The organism is Rothia sp. HMSC069D01, assembly GCF_001810135.1.
GTDB lineage: Bacteria > Actinomycetota > Actinomycetes > Actinomycetales > Micrococcaceae > Rothia.
The window spans coordinates 300,932-325,044 of the sequence record NZ_KV800108.1 but is presented as its reverse complement, the minus strand read 5'-3'; the positions used below and the strand labels follow the sequence as shown (position 1 = coordinate 325,044).

The window sequence follows — 24,113 nt, the reverse complement described above, 5'->3', positions numbered from 1 at the left end:
GGGCGGGTTGCCCGCAGGCGGCGCAGACGTTTTTGCGGGGTGTGGGGATGCCTCGGGGGTCTCCTGCCCTGCACCAGCGTGCGTGCCTGTTGCCGCAGGCTGCGCAGTTGGGGTTGCGTTCTAGTGCATCCTGCCCGCATGCCCCGCAGAGTTTCTTGACAGCCATGATGTTTTACCGCCTCTTGAGTGCGATGAGGCTGACAGTTGCGGCGAGCACGGACAGGGAGAGTGCCGCGTTCACTTTGGCGTCGAGTGCCTCGTTGGCTTCGTTGAGGGCGTTGACGGTGGTGGTGATGCGGGCGGCTTGGGCGATGCGGTTTTCAACGCCGGAGAAGATGGTGGGCATGGTTATTTCCTTCCTTCGTAGGGGTTGTTCCAGTCGATGCTGGAGCGCTTCAAGCGGGGCGGGGTGAGTTGCTCTTTGCTGGGGATGATGTGCCGGTACTCGCGCTTTTGACGGAGGGCTTTCTCGGCGCGATAGAGCGCGTGGTCGAGAGTGGCGCGGGTGAAGCAGTACCCGGTGTCTTTGCTCCACGCAACTGGGGTGAGTGTGCGCCGGTAGACGCGGTTGGTGATGGTGAGCGGTTTGACGCCGAGGAATACGGCGGCTTCGGCTGCCGAGTAGAGGGGCTTCTCTCCCTCCCAGTCGTTGGGGTGCGGGAGGCTATCTGCGATGTGTCCCATGGTGGTGTTTCTTTTCCTGATTTGCTGAGGGCGGGGTTAGCGGCGGCGGTATGGCAGTTGCATGTGGTTTCGGCAGCGCGCCTTGGTCTCGGCACGCTTGACCTTCCACGCCGCGACGTCTTCGCTGACGTACCAGCGGATACCTGCCTCATCCTTGCAGACCGGGTCGAGGCGGGTACCCACGGCGGCCTTGATGGAGGCGTGCGAGTACTGGCGGAGCGTCTGAATCTTGATGCCTTCGTCCTCGGCGACTTGCACCTCGGAGATGAGGTTGTGGTTGGGGTTGCAGGCTTCGTATGCGGTCTTGTGAGGCAGGTCGGGGTTAGCCATTGTTGGTGTCTCCTGTGGTGTGGTCGTGGATGAATGAGCCGATGAGGATTGCGGCGGCTGCGGGGATGAGTGCGGCGGTGAAGATGATGGCGCGCAGGGCAATGTCTTCCTGTGCGGTGCCGATACCTGTGATGAGGATGGACGCGGCGACGCATGCCCAGACGAGGGCGCGTGCGGCACGAAGGGTTGCGGTGTCCATGGTCGGGGGGTTCCTTAGTGGGTGGTGATGAGGTAGGCGAAGATGGTGAGGGCGGCGATTGCCCAGAGGCCGACAGTGATCCAGGCGAGCTGGAAGAGACGGCGGTTGGTGTCGTCCATTTCTGCCTGCAGGAGGTTGATTTCCTGGTTGAGTGCGGTCTGCTTGCCGTGCACTTTGTTGGTGTAGGCGATGAGCTGGGCGATGGCTTCCTGGTGTTCCTTGCTGGTGTGGTTGAGGATGGCGATGCCTGTCTGGTGTTCCTTGCTGGACTCCTGGAGGATGCCGACGGCGGCTTCAACTTCGGCTGCCTTACGTTCGTTCTCGACGACGCACCGCATGGTGTAGGCGACATTTGCCAGGGCGTCTTTGTTGGCTTGGTTGAGCTTGGTGTACCAGCTGTCGACCCTGTTGCCGAGGTCGCATGTCCTCTCTTGCAGGGCGGCGATGTTGTTGTCGATGCTGGCGATGTCGTCGATGATGCCTTGGTGGTTGTTGACGATGGTTTGGATTGCGGTGTGGCGGTGCTGGCGGCCTGCTGCGCGGTCGCGCTTGGTCTTGGCGGTCATTGTGTAGTCCTTCCTGGGTGGTGCGGTTATACCTGCTTCAATTGGTCGAGTAACTTACGAACCCTTTCCTCCCTCTTCTTTCGCTCCTCTTCCTCCTCCTCTGGTGAGAGAGGCAAAAGGAGCCCTCGGATGGTGAATTCTTTGACGTCGATGCTGGAGTCGTAGGTGATAGCCACTTCGACGTTGCCTAGGTGCATCCCCGCGGCGATCTGCCGGATCACGCGGAGGGTTCTTTCTCCGATTTCTTGGAGCGTGTTGTTCTCTTCGGGTGAGAAGAGAGGCTCTTCATGCGGGTTCATTACTGGCTCCTTAGTTGTTGGTGTGAGTGACAGGTAGCTTGCTCAGCCAGGCGGTTACTGCGGTTGAGGTGTAGTAGACGCGCCCTCCGCGCTGTCCCGTGGTGGTTCGGATGAACTCGGGGCCGGTGCGTGCCGTTCGCCAATCGGCGAGGGTGGTGGCGGAAACTCCGAGCGCTTCGGCCAGTTCATCGGGGGACCAGATGGTCAGCCCCTCGTGAGGGATGGTTAGCATTTCGTGCATCCCTTTCTAGGAATAGCTCCTATTTTTAGGAATGGTGGATAAAAAAAATTAGACGGTGGTGCCCATGCTTGCGGAGTGGTCTTCAAAAAGCCATGTGATAGGTATCTGCAGGGCTTCCGCAATCTTCCATGCTTCGGTAATGCGAGGGTCGGCCTTACCTGTAGCGATAGCGCTAATGCGACTGGGGTGAAGCCCCGATGCTGTGGCTAGACTGTGCTGCGTCTTAGCCTTCATTGCTAATGCCATTCGCATGTTCTCGCTGAAGGTTTCCTTCTGCATCTCAGTGCCTCCTTTCGTTGATATGCAACTATCATATTCCTATTTTTTGGAATGTGCAACCTGAAACAGGAATTTTTTTTAGAAATCTTGTAGACTGTTCCCATGACAGACATCAAAGAACTGCAATCCCAAGCAGAGCTCTTCAACGACTTGGTGAACCGTGAAATCAAGGTATGGATGGTTCGGCGAGGTGAAGACCTGCTGACTCTCGCCGCCAAAACTGGCATCTCCAAGAGTAAGCTCAGCCGATCCGTATATCGGTCAGAAGGCTCGCTTCCCGTTCGTGACCTCAAGACCATCTGCGCCGCACTCAATGTGGACATGACGGTTATTGTCTCAGCGGCAGACAACGCAATGCGAGAACAAGTGGGTGCTCCCCTTACTGATGCTCAGCTGGCTGCGCAGATTTTGGCGCGTGCCGAAGCCGCAAAGCAGGCAGGATATGCTTTGGCGGCACACCCTGCAGACGAAATCATCACCGAAGACCCCGCCAGCGCCTAACCCCCTGCCAACCACTCCCCTATTCACCAACTTCTCATGACTCACCCAACCCCATATAGTCCAGATGCCCACGCCGCGAGCTTGGGCATCCGCATCATCGACGCCCAACCACCCGCCGGGACCCTCGCCCTCTGGGACGAGCAGACCCGCACCATCATCACCGCGCCAGGGCTCCTGTACCGGCAACGACGCTGCGTCCTTGCTCATGAGCTCGCCCACGCCACCCAGGGCGACACTCACTCTCCCCTCGACACTATCGCCGCACTCAAGCGCGAACGGCGCGCCGACCAGATCGCCGCAGAATGGCTCCTCACACCCGACGCAGTCGCAACAGCCCTGGCAATCGCACCTGATTCGCTCTCTGCCGCCGCCGCAGAGCTCGAAGTCACCGACCGCATCCTTGAGGCCTGGTTGAGGGCACAAAAATAGAGCGGCAACCTTGTCCCAGAGTCGTTACTCTGAGGCAAGATTGCCGCTCTCCGCGTGGTTACGTAAGGAAGAAAAACGTGGTTCCACACCATCTGGTGCGGGCACGAGTATAGGTGCGAAAACGCGCCCATGCAACCAGAAAGGACACACCATTGGTTCGCGACCCGCTCCCCATCGGCACCCACGGCGTCATCAACCTCGCCCGCATCCGCCCGAAGGTGTGGCGTGCTCGGACCAACTACCGGGACGCCCGCGGCGTGCGCCGCAACATCACCGCCCAGGCTCCCACTAAAGCCGCAGCCGAACACAAACTCAAAACAAAACTGGCAGCACTCCCCGCCGCAGGTGCCGCCCTCAGCGGCTCCACCACCCTCAAGACCGCGCTCGACCGCTGGCTCGACGGGCTCGACGGGCTCGCCACCAACACGACACGTAATTACAGCCTGTGGGCGGGACAAGCCTCAACCGCGTTAGGTTCCCTGCAGCTGAGGGAGCTGACCGCCGGCACACTAGACGCCTACCTCACCACTATCAAGGCTCCCACCGCGCGCTACAATCAGCGGCTCGTGCTAAAGATGGCACTGGACGAAGCGACGCGCCTCGGCGCGCTCCCTCATAACCCTATCCTGGCAACCCGCACCGTCAAGGGCAAGAAGAAGGAAGTCCGCGCCCTCACCCTCGAACAGGTCGGCGAATTGCGCAGACTGGTCGCCGCCCTGCCTGCAACCCGCGCCTACTCGGGGTATCTACCCGATCTGGTGGATGTTCTGCTGGGTACTGGGTGCCGGTGGGGTGAGGGCGCGGGCTTACGCTGGCAGGACGTAGACCTGGGCGCGGGGACTGTCACGGTCGCCGGCACGCTCATTCAGAAGGGCGGCTGGCAGGCTGACACAAAGACTCACGAGCCCCGCACCCTGCAGGTGCCGTCCTTTGTGCTCGATGTGCTCCGCAGACGGCACTCAGAAGCCTGTGACGGCGCTGTGCACGTGTTCGAGCAAGGCGGGGCACCACTCGCCTACAACTCAGCGAGAAACTACCTCCAGCGGGCGCTGGCAGGCTCTGAGCTAGAGTGGGTGACCTGGCATGTGCTCCGCAAGACCACAGCAACCTTCCTTGATGAGCGTCTCGGATTGGCTGAGGCGTCTGCGCAGCTTGGTCACGCCTCGGAGGCGCAGACCTTGAGCGCGTATGTGGCGCGTGACCGGCAGGCGGTCTTTGCTGACGTGTTGGAGGGGCTGGCGGGGGCGTAATTTGGTCGCTATTTACTCGCCATTTTGAAACCAGCAAACCCCAAAAATAAACCAGTATTAAACCTGGCACAAAAAAGAAGAACCCCCGTATTTCCCCTAGTCAACTAGAGGAAATACGGGGGTTCATATAGTTTGCACACCTGTTACGTGTGCGCTCTCACATTAGAAAGCCTTGTTTACCAGCGTAGCAAGACCGGACTTCTTGTTTGCAGCGGTCTTCTTGTGCAGAACACCCTTGGAAACAGCCTTGTCCAGCTTACGGTTCACAAAACGCAGAGCCTCAACAGCTGCTTCCTTGTTCTGTGCCTCAACAGCAGCCTTGACCTTGCGGGTCGCGGTCTTCAGCTCGGACTTTACAATGTTGTTGCGCAGGCGAGCCTTCTCGTTGGTGAGGATACGCTTCTTCTGAGACTTAATGTTAGCCACAATTAAACTTTCTTTCTTGTCTTATTGGTCGGTGAGGGCGACGCTGGCCGATCATCGACTGAGCGGCGTGGGGATGCCTATGGCAACCGGCCAGCAGTGCCCGATGACCATCGGACACTCAACCACACATAATACCAGATGAACAGCCTCCACGACAGACCCCCGCGGAGAGAAAAATACTGTGAAAACCACTACACGCAGCCTCCACATCCGGCGCAGATTACCGGCGCCGGCCACCGGCAAAACTACCGGCACAGGGCGTTAGCCGTTATGGCGAGTCCACGCACGCTCAATCAGGCGGAACGTATCCTCCGGCATAATCGCACCCTCACGGCGCATCGCATCCGGGCGAACACGAATCACACGGTTCAGCTTCACCTCAGAAGCGCGGCCCTGCGGATCCCACGGACCCGAACCAATATCGAGGTAGTTCGGGTCAGCGTGCTCACGGTTATTGTGGTCCTTGCTGGTCATCATCAGCGCCAGCAGGTACTCACCGTCACGACCCACCAGAAGCACCGGGCGGTCCTTACCCTGCGAGTGGTCCTCCTCGAAGGGAACCCACGTCCACACGATTTCACCCGGGTCAGCGTCGCCGTCCAGGGAGGGCGAGTACTCAAAGTTGATTATGTCGCGGTAATCGCCCGGGTAATCCGAACCGTCGGATGCGCCGGTCGAAGCCGGTGCGGAAGGCTTAGGTGCCGAGGAAGACTTCGAGGCGCTCGGCTTAGGCGTCGAAGAGCCGGAGGTACGAGCCTCACGCTGACGAGATTCATCCTTGCGGGATTCACTCTTCTGGGAGGACTCGGAGCCGCCCTTAGACGCAGTAGCGTCGTTGAGGGCATCCTCTGCCGCCTTCTGCAGGAAGGGCAGCAGGGCAAAGAAAATTTTCTTCAGAATTTCGAGCATGGGCTCTATTATGCACTACAGGCGCGGAGGTAGAGCAATCGCCAAAACAGCCTGCTCCACCGCATACACCGCGTCCTGCGACTCACCCTTCAGCTGGGCGTCCGCATCAGCCAGAAGCTGCACAATATGCGCCAACTGGGCGCCGGTAAAACGGCGGCCGTCACGCTGAGCCTGCTCAACCTGCCACGGTGACATACCCACCTCACGCGCCAGCTCGTTAGCGCTCATGCGCACGTGGTGCACGCGCGCAATATTACGGATACGCATGGCGAGCGCGCCCAGCATCGGAATCGGCTCCGTGCCGGTGGCGAGAGAGTGGCGGAGCAGACGCAGAGCCTCCGGGGCGTTACCGGAAATCGCGGCGTCACTGACGCGGAACGCGGTGACTTCGGTGCGGCCGCCGTAGTAGCGGTTCACAGCCTCTTCGGTGATGTCGCCGGGTACGTCTGAGAGCAGCTGCTGGCATGCGGCGGCAAGCTCAGCAGTGTCGGAGGCGGCGGCCGTCAGCAACGCCAGAGCGCCGCCGGTAATCGGGCGCTGAGCGGCGGCAAACTCCCCCGCCAAGAACTCGCTCTTCTCACGGTCGGTCTTGAGCGCCTTGCAGTTAATGAGCACGAACTGGGAACGCACCAGGTCGATGAGCTTCTTGCCGCGGTTACCGCCCGAGTGGTTCAGAATGAGCATGATGTCCGGCTCGGGGGCGTTCAGGTAGGCGAGCGTATCGGTCAAAAACTCGTCGCTCATGGAGGCGACGTTCTCAACCTCAATGATCTTCGCCGAACCGAACAGGGAGGGCGAAGCGTGCAGGATCAGCTCCCCCGCCGTGTAGGTGGCGGCGTTAATCTGAACGCGGTCCACCTCCGGGTGGATGCTGCGGAACAGCTCACGCAGGCGTGCCGCGGCACGGGAGGCGAAGTACTCCTCCGGGCCGTAGAGCATGACGGCGGGTGCCGGGGTGACGGTACGCCACGCGGTGTCGAGGGCGGGGCCGCCTCGGCGGGCGTAGCCTCGGGAACCACCACGCTGGGTTGAACGCTTACGCTCGGACACGCTTATCACTCGCCTTTATCTGCAGGGTACGGGCTGAACTCGGCCCCGCTGCGCGCGGGGTGCGGCGCGGGTAGAGTCTCGAGTATCCATCATAGCGTTTTCTTCTCAGATGCCTCCTAGCGGTGGTTAGCGGTAGTCGGTCACGGTTAGTCGGTTAAGACCGGGCGGGCTGATTGGGGCGCTGATAGGAGGGCGCGATTTGCGGTACTACCCGCAAATACTGCCGGTGCGTGACCGCACGGTAGCGGCGCGCATCCACCCACCAGAGGGCAACGCTCAACGCCAGCACGCAGAGGGCGCTGCCCACCACCGCGGGCACGCTCGAACCGAGCTCCCACGGGTTACCCGGCGCGTGCGCGGCAGTATGCGCCGCCCACTCGATACCCTGCGCGGCAAGCCCACCGGCACGCAGGCACACATCCGCCAGCTCGGGCAGGCCCAGGAGCATGAATCCGAGCGCCGCCAGCCCGGCGAGCATACTCAACGGCGCCAAAGGAGCCGCCACCAGATTCGCCGGAACCGAATAGAGCGGCACCGTACCGCTCATCGCCAAAATCAGCGGAGTACACCACAGGGACGCCACGATGGGCGCGGCGAGCATCTCCGCGCAGAACACCGGCATGAGGCGCATGAGCAGGCGAATCAGCGGAGGACCCAGCAGAATCAGCGCGGAAGTTGCCGTCACCGACAGGGCAAACCCTATATCCACGGCGAGGTGCGGGGCGGCAAGCAGACACATCAGCACCGTGGTTTGCAGAGCCGCCAAAGACTGGCGACCCGAACCGCGCAGCATCGCGTAAGCACCGAGCAGACCCATGGCGAGGGAACGAATCACGGAACCCTCAGAGTCCAGCAGCATGGCGTAGGCGAGCACCGCCGCAACCCCGCACAGCACCATGACGCGGTGCGGAATGGCGAAGGTGCTCAGCCGGTGCACGAGCGGCGGCAGGGCGTGGGCATTTGGCGGGGTAGGTTGTTGAGGGTAGGCCGATTGTTGAGAGTGGGCGGGGCGGCGAGAACGAGCCGTGCATCTCCCCCGCAACCACTGCATCCAGGAACGGAACAGCAGGTATGCGCTGGCGAAACGGTACGGACGAACCGCCAGCACCAGCCGGTACGCACCCAAAAACACAATGGCAATATTCGCCCCGGACACCGCCGTAATATGGCTGAGCCCGCTGAGCTTATACTCCTCCCGCGCGGTGGAACTCATCAGCGAATCGTCCCCGTAGGCGGTGCCCAAAACCAGTGCCGCAGACTCCGTGCCGAGGGTGTCTAGGGCGCGGGTGCGCAACTGCTCCTTGAGCGTGGACAGGTACGGCTCCGCCGCCGTCCGGGTGACAGCGTTCGACCCGGTACCGTAGGCGGGCGCAGGAAAAATAGTCGCGCCGCTCAGCTTCGCCGTGGAACCGTTGAACTCCACCGTGCCGAGGGCGGTCACCTTCATGCCTGGATAAATCGCCTGCGAGCGCGCGGTACCGCTCCCCTGTTGCTGAGCTGCCGAGCTCGCCGCCGAACGTGCCTCCAGGCGCTGCGCGGCGCTCTTTGCCGAACCGTCACGCCGATACACACGCACCCGCTCATTCACCAACGCACGCACGCTCCGCCCCTGAATTTCCTCCAGCTTAATGACCACCAGAGTAGTGCGCGGATCCACGCGGCGAACCTGCTCCACCGTGCCATTCAGACGAAGCGAGGCGCCCTGCGCCTGCTGTAGGGTGGCGCGGGATGCATCCACCCCCGTAGCGCACAAAAGCACCGCCTGAACCGTGACAATACACGCCAGAAAAACCAGCTGACCGGTCGTGCGAAAGAGCAGGCTGTAGGGCATTGCCGCACGCGGCGGAAAGAACAGCAGAATCGCCAGGCACCCCAGCAGGGCAATGAGCACGCACGCCAGCGGATGCACCACCCGCCACGTGCCCACGGTCAGCGCCGCCGCGGTAAAAGCCCACAGTGCCAGCACCGTAAAACTCAGACGAAGGTCCAGGTGAATGAGGCTTCCCTGGGCGCGCAGCTCCTGCTCATCACGGCGAGTACGCCACCGTTCAGCGCCGATGCTCCAGCGGTAGCGGGCACGGTCATACGCCGTAGCCGCCGACCCGGTGAGGTGCCGGGTGAGGCGCAAGGAACCGGGAAAGAGTTCCCGCTCCCCTACCTGCTGGCGGTTCTGCACGCGGTTCGGCCTGGGGTTCTGCAAGCGATTCTGCCGGGGCATTAGACCGTCACCAGCGGGCGCAAATTCTCCAGCATCGACGGACCAATGCCGGGCACCGCATCCAGCTCATCCACGCTACGGAAACCGCCGTGCGCCTCACGCCAGGCAATAATGCGCTGAGCCATCGCCGGACCAATACGCGGCAGGGTCTGCAGCTCCTCAGCGGTGGCGGTGTTAATGTTCACCGGGGTTGAACCCTTCTGCGCACTGCCTGCAGGAGTTAGCGTGCGTGCAGGCTGAGGCTGAGTGCCACCCTGCGAAGCGCCGTTCTGCGCTGCACCATTCGCCGCGTTACCCTGACCCGCATTCGCCGTACCACCGTTAGGCTGAATCTGCGCCGGAGCAGCCGTCTCGCCACGATGCGGCACATAAATCTGCACCCCATCACTGAGCGCACCGGCAAGATTCACGCGGTCCAGGTCAGCATCCGCGGCGGCACCGGAGGCGGCGGCAATCGCATCCACGGCACGACCCTGCGCGGGCAACGTGTACACGCCGGGGTTGTTCACGGCACCCGCCACGTGCACCCGCACGGTAGCCTCACCGGAGGCGCCACCCTGCGCAGATTCACTCGGATGAGCGCCCGGCTGGGCAGTAGACTGGGCGCCGGGCTGAGCACCGGGGCTCTGCTGGGCGCCCACCGCCTGCACCGACTCGGCGGAAGCGCTCGGGGAGGCAAGCTGCTCGGCACGCGGCGCCGCCGAAAACTGGGTCACACCCCACACCACGGCAACCAACACCAACACCGCCACCAGAAGCAGCACGCGCGGCGACAAGCCCCAACGGGCACTGCGGGTGGTGCCGGGCTGATCAGCCTGCTCCCACTCCGCCCAGTCGTCCACCTCGTTCCAATCGGGCTGTTGATCCCAGTCAGCCCAACCATTCGACTCCGGCTGGGATGCCGCGGGCTTGCTGGTAGGTACGGGCTGGCTCGCCCTGGGCTGTGCGGTGCCGGACTGAGAAGAATTAGGCAGCGAAGATTCAGGCTGCGGTGCCTCAGCTTCTTCGGCAGGCGCCTCCGCGGGCGTTACCTCAGCGGCAATAGCCAGCGGCACGGTGTCCTCGGCATCCGGCGTACCGTTCTTGCGGGCGCGGGGGCTGCGGTAGAGGCTGTTCATCAGGGAGCGGGCGCTACGCTGCGCGCCGCCCTGCTGGGGTGCGTTGTCTTGCAAAGCACCGTTGTTCGGTGCAGCACTCGGGTTCTGCAGGTTGTTCTGCTCGTGGTTGGGGGTCATGCTCGTCATACCCCTACCCTAGGCTCACGCGCGCGAACGCACGAGCACACGCAAAGAACCTGTGGATAACTCCCCTCGCACAACGCGAAAGGGGCCATCCACAGGCTCATTTTTGAAAAATATGCAGTTTTTGTTCAAAAACGGAGGGGCTTGGTTTGTCATAAAACCGTCACAAACACCTCAGCCACACGAGCTGCCCGCACCGTTTAAGAGCAGAATCTAGCCTTCGCTTAGTCCTCACGCGGCAACTCAGTACCCGGAACGCCCAGCTCCGAAGCACGCTTATCAGCCATCACCAGCAGGCGACGAATACGGCCCGCAATCGCGTCCTTCGTCATCGGCGGATCAGCCAGACGACCCAGCTCATCCAACGACGCATGCTTATGCAGCACACGCAACTCACCGGCATAGCGCAGATGATCCGGCGCCTCATGACCCAGAATCTGCAGGGCACGCTCCACGCGGGCGCTCGCCGCAACAGCCGCCTGAGCGCTACGGCGCAGGTTCGCATCATCAAAATTCGCCAGACGGTTCGCGGTCGCACGAACCTCCTTGCGGGTACGCGCCTCACGCCACGTGGTCAGGGTGCCGGTCGCACCCATACGCTCCAGCAGCTGCGAAATCGTCTCGCCGTCACGCACCACCACACGGTCGGTGCCGCGCACCTCGCGTGCCTTCGCAATAATGTCCAGGCGACGAGCCGCACCCACCAGCGCGAGCGCCGCCTCCGGACCGGGGCAGGTAATCTCCAGGGAGGAGGAGCGACCCGGCTCAGTCAGCGAACCGTGCGCCAAGAACGCGCCGCGCATGACCGCCTCGGCGTCCTGCAGGGAGCCGTTCACCACGGCCGGCGGCAGGCCACGCACCGGGCGGCCGCGCAGATCCAGCAGACCGGTCTGGCGAGCCAGCGCCTCACCGCCGTGATCCACACGCACAATGTAGCGGCCGCCTCGACGCAGGCCACCACCGCTGACGCTGGTCAGCTCAGAGTCGTGGCCGTAAATCTCCGCGATGGTGCGGCGCATGCGGTGGGCGGTTGCCTCGTGGTCGACCTCAGACTCCACCACAATTCGCCCCGAGACAATGTGCAGGCCTCCGGTAAAACGCAGAATCGTAGAGATTTCTGCCTTACGAGCAGAGACTTTCGTTGCCTCGTAGTTGGCGAGTTCGTCCTTGACGAGCGTGGTTAATGCCATGAACAGGTCCTTCTAGGCGTAGTGTTTAAGTCTAAAAATCAGGAAAAAGGGCGCACATAACAGCCAGCTCAAGCAACACACTTGAGCAGCAAACCCAAGCCAGTAAACCTAGGAGCTCAGCTCAAACGCTTCGTTATACGCAGCCGCAAGCTTCAGCGGGTCGTGCACATTCGGCTGGGAGCTCGAACGCAGATGCGCCCACACAACCTTCGCACCCATCGCAGAAGCCTCACGCTCCAGCTCGGAACGGTGATCAGCCTGCATGTCAGCGTCAGCAATCACCGCGTCAAGGTGAAGCTTCGGGGCGTACTGGCGCAACAAATCCAGGTGCGTTGCCGGGGTGAAGCCGACCGTCTCCTTATCGTCGGAGAGGTTCATGACCACGCAGCGGCGCGCCTCCGTGCGGATAATCGCCTCACGCTGAGCGTCCAGCAGCAGATGCGGCAGAACCGACGTACGCCACGAACCCGGGCCCAAAACAATCCAGTCGGATTCTTCAATAGCGGAGAGCGCCTCCGGGCAAGGACGCGCATTTGCGGGAGACAGACCAATATCGTGAACGCGTTCCTCCTTGGAGAGGTTCACCTGGCCGACCACCTTCACACGCTCAATACCGCCGCCGTTATGCTCACGCAGCACAGTGCCGTAAATGACCATCGGATCCAGCGCCATCGGCAGCACGCGGCCGCGCGCATTCAGCAGGGCGCCCGCCCAGTCCAGACCGGCAACCGGGTCATCGAGCAGCTGCCAGAGAGTCGCAATCAGCAGGTTACCGAGTGCGTGGTAATCCAGCGGGAACTCGCCCTCATAACCCTCGGGCGCGCTAAAACGATGCTGCATCACATCACGCCACGTGCGACCCCAACCGGTGTCATCACACAGCGCAGAAAGCGCCATACGCAAATCCCCCGGAGGGAGAATACCCATCTCCTCACGCAAACGACCCGACGAGCCGCCATCATCAGCAACCGTCACAACAGCCGTCAAATCAGGCGTGACATGGCGCAACGCAGACAGGGAACCGTACAGCCCGTGACCGCCGCCCATCGCCGTGACCTTCGGCGAACGGTGCGTGGTCTTCAACAGGCGCAAAGCCTGAGTCGGCAGAGCCGGCAGGCGCGGAATACCCTGAGTGTCATAACTGGTCGAATGGGTGGACATAGTAATACCTCACATACCCGGAAGGAATGGTATGCCGGCCCCACGGGTGCGGGGCCGGACGGCGGCTAATGAAACACGACGCGGTGGTTGGGACGCGCCGGGCGGAACTTACTCGCGACCCTTGTCGCGGTGCTGAACATTCACGTTCAGCTCACCGAAAGCAGAGAGACGACGAGCCAGTTCCTCCGTCACAGCCACGGAACGATGCTTACCACCGGTGCAGCCAATTGCGATGGTGGCATAGTACTTACCCTCACGGCGGTAGCCCTCAAGCACGGGGCGAAGAGCCGCAAGGTAGTTGCTGATGAATTCCTCGGTGCCTGCGTGCTCCAGCACGTAGTCGCGCACCGGGGCGTCCTGACCGGTCAGGGGGCGCAGCTCCGGAACCCAGTGCGGGTTCGGGATGAAACGCATATCAGCCATGTAGTTAGCGTCCGAAGGCGCACCGTACTTGAAGCCGAAGCTCATCACGGTCAGGTTCAGCTTCTTATCCGCACCCTCAGCGAACATTTCACGCACGGTACGAGCCAGCTCGTGCACGTTCATGCCGGTGGTGTCAATGGTGCGGTCAGAAGCGAGGCGCAGACCTTCGAAGAGAGTGCGTTCAGCGCGGATACCGTCGAGGACGCGGCCCTCACCCTGCAGCGGGTGCGGGCGGCGCTGAGCCTCGTAGCGGGCAATAATGGTCTCGTCCTTGGCGTCAAGGAAGAGCATGGAGAAGTCAATATCGGACTTGCGCAAAGTCTCAATTGCAGCGGGCAAATCAGAGAACAGTGCGCGGGCGCGGACGTCAATACCGAGCGCCACCTTCGGCACTCGCGCACCGTCGCGGGTCACCAAATCAGCCAGGGAACCAAGCATCTGCGGCGGGATGTTATCGATAACGTACCAGCCCTCATCCTCCAGTACGTTTGCGACGGTGCTGCGGCCTGCACCGGAAATACCGGTGATCACCAGAATCTGAGGACGCTCCTCACTCTGGGCGGGCTGTACCGTGGCGGGCTTGCTCTGATTCTCGGGCATGGTGCTTCTTCCCCTTCAACGCGAAATACTCTCTATGCCATGATACTAGACCTTTATCTGACGGTTCAGGGGTACGGTCAGAAATTTCACCACTATGACAGAAATATGAGATGCTCCCCCGGCGGAACCCCAGAAGGAACCCCAGAAGAAAGAAACCCGCATCACAAGTGCTTGCACATAATGCTCCCCGAGGGGTCTACAGAAAGAGGCAGGCGGCAGAGCTACGGAGGGTACAGCAAAGCCCGCACGATACCTCCCACAGGAAGTACCGCACGGGCTCCACACTATAAACGCTGCGAAACTTTACGCGGATGCGCCAGGTTGCCTTAGACGAAAACTCAGGCAGAAAGCTCAGGCAGGAAAGCCGCCACATGCTCCAGCAGGCGCACCGACAGTTCCTTCTTCGAACCGGAGAACACCGGCGCCTCATCATTCAGGGTCGACAGCAACGTAATCGTGTTATCGTCCGTGCCGAAACCACGATTCACGCCCACCGTATTGACCGCCAAGAAGTCCGTGCCCTTACGCTGCAGCTTCTCACGACCCAGCTCCAACGGAGTCTTCTCCGCCGAACCGGTCTCCGCCGCAAAACCAACAATGAGCTTCGGGCCGAGGGTGCTCTCCCCCGCCTTACGAGCCTGCTGGCGGCGCACCACGACCTCACGCAGAATATCCGGGTTGCGTACCAGCTGAATCACCGGCGCATCCTCAGAATCGGCGCTCTTCTTAATCTTGAACTCGGCAAACTCGGCGGGCCTAAAATCAGCCACCGCCGCAGACATGATCAGCACATCCGCCGCCGCGCTCGCCTCAAGTGTCGCCTCACGCAGATCCAGGGCGCTCACCACGCGGGTCACCTGCACACCCTCCGGCGCGGGAACCTCAAGGTTCGCACCGATCAGGTGCACGGTCGCGCCCAGGTCGCGTGCCGCCTCCGCGAGCGCCACACCCTGCTTGCCGGTCGAACGGTTGCCGAGGAAACGTACCGGGTCCAGCGCCTCACGGGTGCCGCCGGCGGTAATGACCACGAGGCGACCGGACAGAGGACCATGCAGCGATTCGGATGCGCCAGTTGCCTGGCTGGGTTCACCCTGGCCTGCATCAACCTGCCCCAGCAGCGCCGAAGTCAGCGTCGCCGCACGCGCCGCCGCCATACGCTCCTGCTCCGTACCCGTGTACAGGGGCTCAGTCGGCGCGTAACCGGGCGTGTACACCGGGTGCACCTGACCCTTCGGGAAGCGGGCAATCACATCCAGCGCGACCGCGAAAATATCCTCCGGCTCAGGCATGCGGCCCGGACCAGAATCCGGGCCCGTCAAACGCCCAATCGCAGGCTCAATCACGTGATAACCCCACGAACGCAGAGTCTGCACATTCGCCTGAGTCGCCGGATGCTCCCACATCTGGGTGTGCATCGCCGGCGCCAAAATCACCGGGGCGTGCGTCGTCAACACCGTAGAGGACAACAGATCATCCGTACGACCAGCCGCCAAACGAGCCAGCAAATCAGCAGTCGCCGGGGCAATCACCACAGCGTCAGCCTGTTCAGCCTGGCGCACGTGGTTCACCTCAGGCACACGGTCAAACACATCCGTTGAGACGGGGTTGCCGCTCAGCGCCTCCAGAGTGGGAACACCCACGAACTTCGTCGCGTTCGGGGTGGGCATGGCGATTACCTCGTCGCCATTCTTCGCAAAAAGACGAAGGAGCATCGCCGCCTTGTACGCAGCAATGCCCCCTCCAATACCAACGATAATGCGCATGGTACGTCAAAGAATCCTTGTAGAAGCAGATTACTCAGCGGACTCGTCGAGGATAACCTCTTCGATAGCAATAACCTCTTCGCTACCTGCGGGGATGTACTCCTCCTCGATAGCGCCAGAGAACTCAGCCGCGCTGAAATCAATCACAGCGGACAGATCCTCGGGAACCGGGTAGCCGTCCTCGTCGAACTTAGCGTCCGGGCGGTGCTCCGCCACAACACGGTCAGCAATGATTTCACGCATTGCCACCGACAGGGACTTCTCGTTCGACTCAGCGTCAACCAGCGGGCCAACGTGCGCAGCAGTATTGTCCTGCAGGTTAGCGTAGTACGCGTTAATCTGGCGTGCACGGCGGGCACCGAAAATCACCAGGCCGTACTTGGACTCCGCCTTCTCAATCAGCGCGTCAGCGCTGGGGCTCACGATGCCCTCGGGAGCGACACCGTCAACGAAGTTGTAGTCCTCGTGTTCCTTGATTTCGTTTGCCACTAAAAACTCCAAATAGCTTGATGGAATGTACGTACCGAACGCCCCCGCACACCGTTCGCGCTATGGCGCAAACCGGGCACACTGAGGGCACGGTCAAAACTAAAGAACCATTCTACCCTCTCAACGGCTAAAACGCACGTACCAGCCCGGACAAAAAGGTATCAGGCCAGTCAAAAAGGTGGGGGCTCCGAAGAAAACTCTTCGAAACCCCCACCCTTCACAACGCCTCACGGCAGAACTACAGGTCGGAAGAAACTCTAGCCCCACCGCAAACGCAAAGCATGCAGATTAGGCGGCGCCAATCAGCTCAGCAATCTCCTTCGCCGCACGCTCAACAGAGTCGTTGACGACCGTGACGTCAAATTCCTTCTCAGCAGCCAGCTCAACCTTCGCGGTTTCAAGGCGACGAGCCTGCTCCTGCTCACTCTCGGTACCTCGACCCACCAGACGCGACACCAGCTCATCCCAGCTCGGAGGAGCCAAGAAAATCAGGCGGGCATCAGGCATGGTCTCGCGAATCTGGCGAGCACCCTGCAGGTCAATCTCAAGAATCACCGGGCGGCCAGCGTCCAGGGCCTCCTGGACCTTAGCGCGCGGAGTACCGTACTTGTTCTTACCGTGCACCACAGCGTACTCAAGCATCTGACCGTCAGCAATCATCTGGTCAAACTCTTCCATCGAAACGAAATAGTAGTGAGTACCGTCAACCTCACCGGGGCGAGGATCACGAGTAGTAGCGGAAACAGAGAACCACACGTTCGGGTAGTTCTCACGAATGTACTGGCACACCGTACCCTTGCCAACAGCAGTGGGGCCAGCCAGTACGGTGAGAGTCGGCTGAGACATAGCTTCCTTACTGCGCCTTCATCGGCTGAAGGCACGATGTGTTAGGACTGAGAAGATTCAGGAGGCAGAGTATTAGTCCTGCGACGTGCACGGTTCAAATACCGCGAATTACGGTTGAAGTACTCCACCATCTTGCGACGCTGGTGTACACCAAGGCCGCCAAGGCGGCGAGTCGGTGCAATATGAAGTTCTTCAATGATGCGTTCAGCTCGAACGGCACCAATGCCCGGAAGTGCGCGCAGCATCTGCCCCACCGGCATTTTAGCCAGTGCAGGGTCGGAATCGACCATATCAAGCACCTGACGCACGGAAAGTTCACGGTCACTCAGTGCACGCTTAATTTCCTGGCGGTGTGCTCGGGCAAGTACTGCCTTCTCGCGGGCGGAGGCGCGCGCATCCTCAGTTAGCGGAGTCAGCGGCATGGTTGGGTCCCCCATTTCTGCGAGTTATAGAATTTTACTTATCAACTAATGTAACACGGATAGCACAAGAGCCCTCGTTCCACCCGCGGCACTCACCCTCGCACCAACAATGCGTCTACGCACGTCAGCACGTAAATATCAGAGAGTACCCCTATAGCATAGCGGAGTATTCGCCCTATCAAAAGCGGAACCGCGGGCGTGAGTCTTGACGGAAACACACTCCCCCACTACAGAGGTGAGAAAACTCGCATCGGCGCGAGCGGGCGGCGGCAAAATTATGCATGTAGATGTACCCAAAAATTGCGATAAAACAGGCTCGCACAAGAGGTACGCACAAGGGGCGCGCACCCCGAGCAGACCCTCAACAGAATCCACCCGGAGCACACGCCCCTCTCACACAACACGCGAACTACGCGCCGCGAGCCGCCAACAGGTCATCACGAGCCGCCTGCGCAGCCTGAGCCAAACCCTCAACCGACGGGCCAGCAGCCAGCACGCCACGGCTGGAATTCACCAGCACCTGCGACTCAATGCCCGCGAACACACGGTACAGGTCAGCGGCCGAGGCACCCTGAGCGCCGTAACCGGGCGACAGAATCGGGCCGTTGAACACGCTCAGGTCAATACCCAAATCAACCAGCGCCTGACCAACGGTCGCGCCAACCACCAGACCGCACGGGCCCATCTGCTCCCACTGGCGGGAAGCATTCTCAGCGGTAGCCGCAGCGATAATACGCTTAGCCACAGCGCCCTCAGACTCGCCAGAATGACCAGACTCCGACGCGCCCACGTGCTGAACGCTCTTGCCCTCGGGGTTCGAGGTCAGCGCCAGCACGAACGTGCCGCGGTCATTCTGATCAGCCAAATCCAGTGCCGGACGCAGCGACTCGAAGCCCAGGTACGGGCTCAGCGTCACCGAATCGGTACCCAGCGGCGAAGACGAGCCAAGCCACGCATCCGCGTACGCCTTCATGGTCGAACCGATATCGCCGCGCTTAGCGTCAGCAACAATCAGCACACCATCAGCGGCAGCGCGGGCGAACAGTGCCTCCAGCACAGCAAGACCAGCCGAACCGTGACGCTCAAACAGCGCCACCTGAGGCTTCAACGCCGCCGCAAACGGGGCGCAACCCTCATAGACCGCTTCAGTAAAAGCAGCCAGGCCGGCAGCAGAATCCTCAAGACCCCACTGCTCCAGCAGGTTCGGATGCGGGTCAATACCCACACACAGCGGGCCGCGCTCCGCCATCGCCTTCGCCAGACGATCACCAAAAGTAGCGGACATTACGCCTCGCCACCCTCGGAACGAGCATCCACAGCGGCAGCCAGCTGAACGCCGTGCTCCTGCAGGCTCATGATGTCCCAGCTGTGCTCACGCAGAGCATTGATCGCCTGAACAGCCGCAGCGAACTCAGAAATGGTGGTCATGACCGGGCAGCCCACCGAAACCGCAGCAGCACGAATCTCGTAACCATCGCTACGAGCAGCACCACCGGCAGGGGTGTTCAGAATCAGGTCAATGTCACCGTTGCGGACCATGTCCACAATCGAGTGGTCGCCATTCGCCTCAGCGAACTTCGAAGCCACAATCACCGAGTTCAGGCCGTTACGGCGCAGAATCTCAGCGGTACCACCGGTCGAAACGATCTCAAAGCCCAGCGACTCCAGCATCTTCGCGTAAATAATGACGTTACGCTTATCGTGGTTAGCCACCGAAATGAACACCTTACCGGAGGTCGGCAGCGGCGAACCAGCACCAGCCTGAGCCTTCGCGAACGCGGTGTCATAGTGCTTATCCAGACCCATGACCTCACCGGTCGAACGCATCTCCGGGCTCAGCAGCGAATCCACCACAACACCCTCGGGAGTGCGGAAACGAGCGAACGGCAGAACCGCAGCCTTCACAGCAATCGCGGTCTCCTCCGGCAAGGATGCGCCATCCATGTTCGACGGCAGGTAACCCTCAGCCTTCAGCTCCGCAATGCTCTTACCCAGACCAATCAGCACAGCAGCCTTAGCCATCTGCACGCCGGTAGCCTTCGACACGAACGGAACAGTACGAGACGCACGCGGGTTCGCCTCAATCACGTACAGGTTCTCAGACACGTACGCGAACTGAATGTTAATCAGGCCGCGCACACCGGTGCCGCGAGCAATCTTCTCGGTAGCGTCCTTCACCTTCGCGATGATGTCCGGGCCGAGAGTAATCGGAGGCAGAGTACAAGAGGAGTCACCCGAGTGAATACCGGCTTCCTCAATGTGCTCCATGACGCCGCCCAAGTACAGCTCCTCACCGTCGAACAGGGCGTCAACGTCAATCTCGATAGCGTCCTCAAGGAACTTATCAATCAGAGCAGGCTGCGAAGGCGAAACCTCGGTAGCGTTCTCCAGGTAGCGAGCCAGGTTCGCCTCATCGTAGACGATCTCCATGCCACGGCCGCCCAGCACGTACGAAGGACGAACCAGAACCGGGTAACCAATCTCGTCAGCGATGCGCTTAGCACCCTCGAAAGTGAACGCGGTACCGTTCTTGGGCGAAATCAGGCCGCCCTCCTCCAGCACGCGGGAGAACTCGCCGCGGTCCTCAGCCAGGTCAATAGCCTCGGGGGTGGTGCCCAGAATCGGCACGCCCGCATCCTTCAGGGCACGAGCCAGCTTCAGCGGAGTCTGACCGCCCAGCTGAACGAACACGCCCATCAGGCCGCCGGTACGACGCTCCGACTCAACAATCTCAAGCACATCCTCAAGGGTGAGCGGCTCAAAGTACAGGCGAGTCGAAATATCGTAGTCAGTCGAAACCGTCTCAGGGTTGCAGTTGACCATGACGGTCTCGTAACCGAGCGAACGCAGCACCAGCGAAGCGTGCACACAGGAGTAGTCGAACTCGATACCCTGACCGATACGGTTCGGGCCCGAACCCAGAATCATAATCGAGGGCTTCTCGTGGTGCGCAACCTCATCCTCCAGGTCGTAGGAGGAGTAGTGGTACGGAGTGAACGCCTCAAACTCGGCAGCACAGGTGTCAACAGTCTTGAAGACCGGGCGGATACCCAGAGCGTGGCGAACACCGCGCACAACATCCTCAGAAGAGCCGATAATCTCAGCAATCTGAGCGTCCGAGAAACCGTGACGCTTAGCCAGCTTCAAAGTCTCCGGGTCAAGGTTGTCACGCTTAGCGTGAACCACGCCGGCAACCTCATTCAGCAGCACCAGCTGATCCAGGAACCACGGGTCAATCTTGGTAGCCTCGTGCAGCTGCTCCACGGTAGCACCGGCCAGCAGAGCCTGCTGAACCTGGTAAATACGCTGAGTGGTCGGAACCTTAGTCTTCTCAATCAGCTCAGCCAGCTCAGCCTCAGACAGGGACAGCGGCTTGAACGAGAAGGACGCACCCTTCTGCTCCAGCGAACGCATCGCCTTCTGCAGAGCCTCAGTGAAGTTACGGCCCAGAGCCATAGCCTCACCAACACTCTTCATGGTGGTGGTCAGGGTCGGGTCAGCAGCCGGGAACTTCTCAAACGCAAAGCGCGGAACCTTCACGACCACGTAGTCCAGGGTCGGCTCGAAGGAAGCCGGGGTCTTCTGGGTGATGTCGTTCGGAATCTCGTCCAGGGTGTAGCCCAGCGACAGCTTGGTCGCAATCTTCGCGATCGGGAAGCCGGTAGCCTTCGATGCGAGCGCCGAGGAACGGGACACGCGCGGGTTCATCTCAATGACGATGACGCGGCCGGTCTTCGGGTCGATAGCGAACTGGATGTTGCAGCCACCGGTGTCCACGCCCACCTCGCGAATCACGTTGATCGCGATGTCGCGCAGCTTCTGGAACTCACGGTCGGTCAGGGTCAGCGCGGGTGCCACGGTGATGGAGTCACCGGTGTGCACGCCCACGGGGTCAAAGTTTTCGATGGAGCAGACGACCACGACGTTGTCGTTGGTGTCACGCATCATCTCCAGCTCGTATTCCTTCCAGCCGAGGATGGACTCCTCCAGCAGGACCTCGCTGGTCGGCGAGTACTGAATACCGGCGCCGGCGATGCGGTAGAGGTCTTCCTCGTTGTACGCCATACCCGAGCCGAGACCACCCATGGTGAAGGAGGGGCGGACCACCATCGGGTAGCCCAGCTCCTTAGCGGCTTCCAGCGCCTCCGGCATGGAGTGAACAATCACCGAGCGTGCAGACTCGCCGCCGGCGCGTTCCACCACGCCCTTGAATGCTTCACGGTCCTCACCGAGGTTAATCGCCTCAATGTTTGCACCAATCAGCTCAACATTGTACTTCTCGAGGATGCCACGCTCACCCAGCTCAATAGCCGCGTTCAGTGCGGTCTGACCACCCAGGGTCGGCAGGATTGCGTCCGGCTTTTCCTTAGCGATAATCTTCTCAATCACCTCGGGGGTGATGGGTTCAATGTAGGTGGCGTCCGCGAACTCGGGGTCGGTCATGATGGTTGCCGGGTTCGAGTTCACGAGGATGACGCGCACGCCCTCCTCCTTCAGCACGCGCAGCGCCTGAGTGCCGGAGTAGTCGAATTCCGCTGCCTGACCGATGACGATGGGGCCGGAACCGATGACGAGGACGCTATTAAGGTCAGTACGACGAGGCATTTATGCTTCCTTTGCAGTCTTGGTTGCGACCATCAGGTCGATGAAACGGTCAAAGAGGTAGGCGGAATCGTGCGGGCCCGCAGCAGCCTCGGGGTGGTACTGCACGGAGAACGCGGGGATGTCCTTACAGGTCAGGCCCTCAACCACGTTGTCGTTCAGACCCACGTGGGAGACCATGACCTGACCGAACTCGGCGTTCGGTGCGGTTACGTAGTCGCCAATCGGCGCGTCCACAGCGAAGCCGTGGTTATGCGCGGTGATTTCAACCTTGCCGGTGGTCTTGTCCATGACCGGCTGGTTGATGCCGCGGTGGCCGAAGGGCAGCTTGTAGGTGCCGAAGCCCAGGGCGCGGCCGAGCAGCTGGTTACCGAAGCAGATACCAAAGAACGGGGTGCCCTTACGCAGCACGCCCTGCAGCAGCTCAACCTGCTCGTCAGCGGTTGCCGGGTCACCGGGGCCATTGGAGAAGAACACGCCGTCGGGGTTGTAGGAGTAGATGTCCTCGAGGGTTGCGCTTGCGGGCAGCACGTGCACGCGCACGCCACGCTCAGCGAAACGCTGCGGGGTCATCGCCTTAATGCCCAGGTCCAGGGCGACGATGGTTGCGACCGGAGGTGCGAACCAGTTGAACTGGTGCGCCTCAACGGTGTAGGCGGTGTCAACCGAAACGGAGTCAGCGAGCTTACGGCCTGCCATCGGCTCGGAGGCGCGCACCTCCTCCAGCAGTTCAGCTTCGGGGCGTTCTGCGTGCTCACCGGAGAACACGCCCGCACGCATCGAACCGCTCGAACGCAGGCGGCGGGTCAGGGCGCGAGTGTCAATGCCCTGAATACCGACGATGCCCTGCTCGATGAGCTCTTCGTCAAGGGTGCGCTCAGAACGCCAGTTGGATGCCACACGTGCGGCGTCACGAACCACGTAGCCGGCAACCCAAATCTTGGGGGCTTCAGCGTCGGTGGTGTTCACGCCGGTGTTGCCAATATGGGGAGCGGTCTGAACCACAATCTGACCCGCGTAGGAGGGGTCGGTCAGGGTTTCCTGGTAGCCGGTCATGCCGGTCGCGAAAACCGCCTCGCCCAGGGACGCGCCGGTTGCGCCGTAGCCGTAGCCGCGGTAGACGGTGCCGTCCTCCAGGACGAGCAGCGCGCGGTCCGTACGCAGGGCGCCGGATCGTGTCATGTCAGTCATGCTCTTCTTCCTTTTCTCTGGTGTTCTCCCCCGCTTCCTGTACGGCCTCTACCGTGCAGGTTCCGGGGTAGTCTATGGTGCCTTCGGCGGGTGTTCGCCTGACCTCAGGCAAAATCTATGGGTGTGGGTGCGCCGGGATATTACACCGCGATATTGCGCCGGGTTTTAGGCTTCCGGTTCTGCCGCCCACTTCTCGGGCGCATCCACCGCGTTCGGAGCGATGCGGCGCAGCTCTCGCAGTACCGCCTGCTTATCCTCGGCGTAGCGGGTGCGGAAGCCGGTCTGCACGCGGTGACCGTCCAGGGTCCAACCAATCACGACCAGGCCGTTCTTCTCCACAACCTTACCCGCCATACCGCGGTCGGTGGTGATGACTGCGAGCTTCTTCGCCGGAATCCACAGGTCCTTCGCGCCGTTACGGGTGAAGATGATGCTGTCCGGGTAAATCAGCAGGGTGGACTTGCTCTTGAAGCCGAGCGAATCGAAACCCACGCGGTCCAGCCAGTTACCGAAAATCGTGGTGCTGACGTACTCGCCCTCGAAAGCGGCGTCAGCGGTCATACCCTCGTAGCGTTCGGGAACTTCCTTGAGGGAGCCGAACATGTTCGCCTGGCGTGCCAGGCGCGAGCGCCATCCGTGCCACATGCCGTAGATGCACAGGGCGACCAGGGCGATGCAGATGACGGCGGTCAGGAACTTTCCCACGAAGGTTCTCTCTTTCGGTTGGGGTCTCGGTCGATAATCTCGGCCTGGGTTGGTGAGGTTGGGGGCGGTGCTCCCGGCGAGGCGGTGGCAGGTTCAGGC

27 protein-coding genes are annotated in these 24,113 nt (G+C 61.2%); 3 read left to right on the top strand and 24 right to left on the bottom strand.

Annotation, left to right across the window (positions count from 1 at the left end):
* Window positions 1–172 precede the first annotated feature (172 nt).
* From HMPREF2710_RS09465 to HMPREF2710_RS05735, 8 genes are read right to left on the bottom strand one after another with little or no spacing between them, the layout of a single operon-like run.
* A complete protein-coding gene (locus HMPREF2710_RS09465; RefSeq protein WP_168163102.1) occupies window positions 173–346 on the bottom strand; it encodes a hypothetical protein in 174 nt (57 codons plus the stop codon).
* Between the two features lie 2 nt (window positions 347–348).
* The gene (locus HMPREF2710_RS05765) at window positions 349–684 is read right to left on the bottom strand and encodes a hypothetical protein (RefSeq protein WP_070600024.1); all 336 of its coding nucleotides are present in this window, start codon (window positions 682–684) and stop codon (window positions 349–351) included.
* A gap of 36 nt (window positions 685–720) precedes the next feature.
* Window positions 721–1,014 (bottom strand): hypothetical protein, encoded by a 294-nt coding sequence (locus tag HMPREF2710_RS05760; RefSeq protein ID WP_070600021.1) that lies wholly within the window; start codon window positions 1,012–1,014, stop codon window positions 721–723.
* The gene (locus HMPREF2710_RS05755) at window positions 1,007–1,213 is read right to left on the bottom strand and encodes a hypothetical protein (protein WP_070600019.1); all 207 of its coding nucleotides are present in this window, start codon (window positions 1,211–1,213) and stop codon (window positions 1,007–1,009) included. The genes HMPREF2710_RS05760 and HMPREF2710_RS05755 overlap by 8 nt, the downstream gene beginning before the upstream one ends.
* A 14-nt stretch (window positions 1,214–1,227) precedes the next feature.
* Window positions 1,228–1,779 carry a hypothetical protein gene (locus HMPREF2710_RS05750; RefSeq protein ID WP_070600018.1) on the bottom strand — a complete coding sequence of 184 codons (552 nt, stop codon included), beginning with the start codon at window positions 1,777–1,779 and terminating at the stop codon, window positions 1,228–1,230.
* A 26-nt stretch (window positions 1,780–1,805) separates the two neighbouring features.
* Window positions 1,806–2,078, bottom strand: a complete 273-nt coding sequence (locus HMPREF2710_RS05745; protein WP_070600017.1) for a hypothetical protein — start codon at window positions 2,076–2,078, stop codon at window positions 1,806–1,808.
* Between the two features lie 10 nt (window positions 2,079–2,088).
* Window positions 2,089–2,310, bottom strand: coding sequence for a helix-turn-helix transcriptional regulator (locus HMPREF2710_RS05740; RefSeq protein ID WP_070600493.1), 222 nt, complete (start codon window positions 2,308–2,310; stop codon window positions 2,089–2,091).
* A gap of 57 nt (window positions 2,311–2,367) precedes the next feature.
* On the bottom strand, window positions 2,368–2,598 hold the full coding sequence (locus tag HMPREF2710_RS05735) for a helix-turn-helix transcriptional regulator (RefSeq protein WP_070600014.1): 231 nt from the start codon (window positions 2,596–2,598) through the stop codon (window positions 2,368–2,370).
* Window positions 2,599–2,700: 102 nt separating this feature from the next.
* Here HMPREF2710_RS05735 and HMPREF2710_RS05730 point away from each other — a divergent pair, with 102 nt between their 5' ends.
* The 3 genes from HMPREF2710_RS05730 to HMPREF2710_RS05720 all read left to right on the top strand — a co-directional run bounded on the left by HMPREF2710_RS05730 (window position 2,701) and on the right by HMPREF2710_RS05720 (window position 4,778).
* On the top strand, window positions 2,701–3,099 hold the full coding sequence (locus tag HMPREF2710_RS05730; RefSeq protein WP_070600013.1) for a helix-turn-helix domain-containing protein: 399 nt from the start codon (window positions 2,701–2,703) through the stop codon (window positions 3,097–3,099).
* Window positions 3,100–3,180: 81 nt separating this feature from the next.
* Window positions 3,181–3,528 carry an ImmA/IrrE family metallo-endopeptidase gene (locus HMPREF2710_RS05725; RefSeq protein WP_168163101.1) on the top strand — a complete coding sequence of 116 codons (348 nt, stop codon included), beginning with the start codon at window positions 3,181–3,183 and terminating at the stop codon, window positions 3,526–3,528.
* 152 nt (window positions 3,529–3,680) lie between these two features.
* Entirely contained in the window at window positions 3,681–4,778 is a 1,098-nt protein-coding gene (locus HMPREF2710_RS05720) for a tyrosine-type recombinase/integrase (protein ID WP_070600008.1), read from the top strand.
* 162 nt (window positions 4,779–4,940) lie between these two features.
* On the opposite strand, the gene rpsT is transcribed toward HMPREF2710_RS05720, so the two are convergent.
* From rpsT to HMPREF2710_RS05640, 16 genes are all read right to left on the bottom strand, one after another.
* Window positions 4,941–5,204: a 30S ribosomal protein S20 gene (rpsT, locus tag HMPREF2710_RS05715; protein ID WP_049360830.1), complete on the bottom strand. Its 264-nt coding sequence runs from the start codon at window positions 5,202–5,204 to the stop codon at window positions 4,941–4,943.
* Window positions 5,205–5,465: 261 nt separating this feature from the next.
* Entirely contained in the window at window positions 5,466–6,113 is a 648-nt protein-coding gene (locus tag HMPREF2710_RS05710; protein ID WP_049360827.1) for a type II toxin-antitoxin system PemK/MazF family toxin, read from the bottom strand.
* Between the two features lie 15 nt (window positions 6,114–6,128).
* The gene (holA, locus tag HMPREF2710_RS05705; protein ID WP_005505965.1) at window positions 6,129–7,163 is read right to left on the bottom strand and encodes a DNA polymerase III subunit delta; all 1,035 of its coding nucleotides are present in this window, start codon (window positions 7,161–7,163) and stop codon (window positions 6,129–6,131) included.
* A gap of 154 nt (window positions 7,164–7,317) precedes the next feature.
* Window positions 7,318–9,381, bottom strand: coding sequence for a ComEC/Rec2 family competence protein (locus tag HMPREF2710_RS05700; protein WP_070600007.1), 2,064 nt, complete (start codon window positions 9,379–9,381; stop codon window positions 7,318–7,320).
* The gene (locus HMPREF2710_RS05695; protein WP_070600005.1) at window positions 9,381–10,625 is read right to left on the bottom strand and encodes a ComEA family DNA-binding protein; all 1,245 of its coding nucleotides are present in this window, start codon (window positions 10,623–10,625) and stop codon (window positions 9,381–9,383) included. Before HMPREF2710_RS05695 ends, HMPREF2710_RS05700 begins: the two co-directional genes overlap by 1 nt.
* 221 nt (window positions 10,626–10,846) lie before the next feature.
* Complete coding sequence (whiA, locus tag HMPREF2710_RS05690) at window positions 10,847–11,812, bottom strand: DNA-binding protein WhiA (RefSeq protein ID WP_005505961.1); 966 nt, start codon at window positions 11,810–11,812, stop codon at window positions 10,847–10,849.
* 108 nt (window positions 11,813–11,920) lie between these two features.
* Entirely contained in the window at window positions 11,921–12,973 is a 1,053-nt protein-coding gene (gene yvcK / locus HMPREF2710_RS05685) for a gluconeogenesis factor YvcK family protein (protein ID WP_070600003.1), read from the bottom strand.
* Window positions 12,974–13,081: 108 nt separating this feature from the next.
* Entirely contained in the window at window positions 13,082–13,996 is a 915-nt protein-coding gene (gene rapZ / locus HMPREF2710_RS05680) for an RNase adapter RapZ (RefSeq protein ID WP_012903502.1), read from the bottom strand.
* 338 nt (window positions 13,997–14,334) lie between these two features.
* On the bottom strand, window positions 14,335–15,759 hold the full coding sequence (locus HMPREF2710_RS05675) for a bifunctional phosphopantothenoylcysteine decarboxylase/phosphopantothenate synthase (RefSeq protein WP_070600002.1): 1,425 nt from the start codon (window positions 15,757–15,759) through the stop codon (window positions 14,335–14,337).
* Between the two features lie 30 nt (window positions 15,760–15,789).
* On the bottom strand, window positions 15,790–16,248 hold the full coding sequence (gene rpoZ, locus HMPREF2710_RS05670) for a DNA-directed RNA polymerase subunit omega (protein ID WP_005508713.1): 459 nt from the start codon (window positions 16,246–16,248) through the stop codon (window positions 15,790–15,792).
* A gap of 288 nt (window positions 16,249–16,536) precedes the next feature.
* Window positions 16,537–17,094 (bottom strand): guanylate kinase, encoded by a 558-nt coding sequence (gmk, locus tag HMPREF2710_RS05665; protein ID WP_005505951.1) that lies wholly within the window; start codon window positions 17,092–17,094, stop codon window positions 16,537–16,539.
* A 41-nt stretch (window positions 17,095–17,135) separates the two neighbouring features.
* A complete protein-coding gene (gene mihF, locus HMPREF2710_RS05660; protein WP_005505949.1) occupies window positions 17,136–17,516 on the bottom strand; it encodes an integration host factor, actinobacterial type in 381 nt (126 codons plus the stop codon).
* A 409-nt stretch (window positions 17,517–17,925) separates the two neighbouring features.
* The gene (gene pyrF / locus HMPREF2710_RS05655) at window positions 17,926–18,801 is read right to left on the bottom strand and encodes an orotidine-5'-phosphate decarboxylase (protein ID WP_070600000.1); all 876 of its coding nucleotides are present in this window, start codon (window positions 18,799–18,801) and stop codon (window positions 17,926–17,928) included.
* On the bottom strand, window positions 18,801–22,121 hold the full coding sequence (carB, locus tag HMPREF2710_RS05650; RefSeq protein WP_070599998.1) for a carbamoyl-phosphate synthase large subunit: 3,321 nt from the start codon (window positions 22,119–22,121) through the stop codon (window positions 18,801–18,803). The genes pyrF and carB overlap by 1 nt, the downstream gene beginning before the upstream one ends.
* Window positions 22,122–23,309, bottom strand: a complete 1,188-nt coding sequence (carA, locus tag HMPREF2710_RS05645) for a glutamine-hydrolyzing carbamoyl-phosphate synthase small subunit (RefSeq protein ID WP_070599996.1) — start codon at window positions 23,307–23,309, stop codon at window positions 22,122–22,124.
* Window positions 23,310–23,474: 165 nt separating this feature from the next.
* Window positions 23,475–24,014 (bottom strand): PH-like domain-containing protein, encoded by a 540-nt coding sequence (locus tag HMPREF2710_RS05640; RefSeq protein WP_005508722.1) that lies wholly within the window; start codon window positions 24,012–24,014, stop codon window positions 23,475–23,477.
* Window positions 24,015–24,113: the final 99 nt, after the last annotated feature.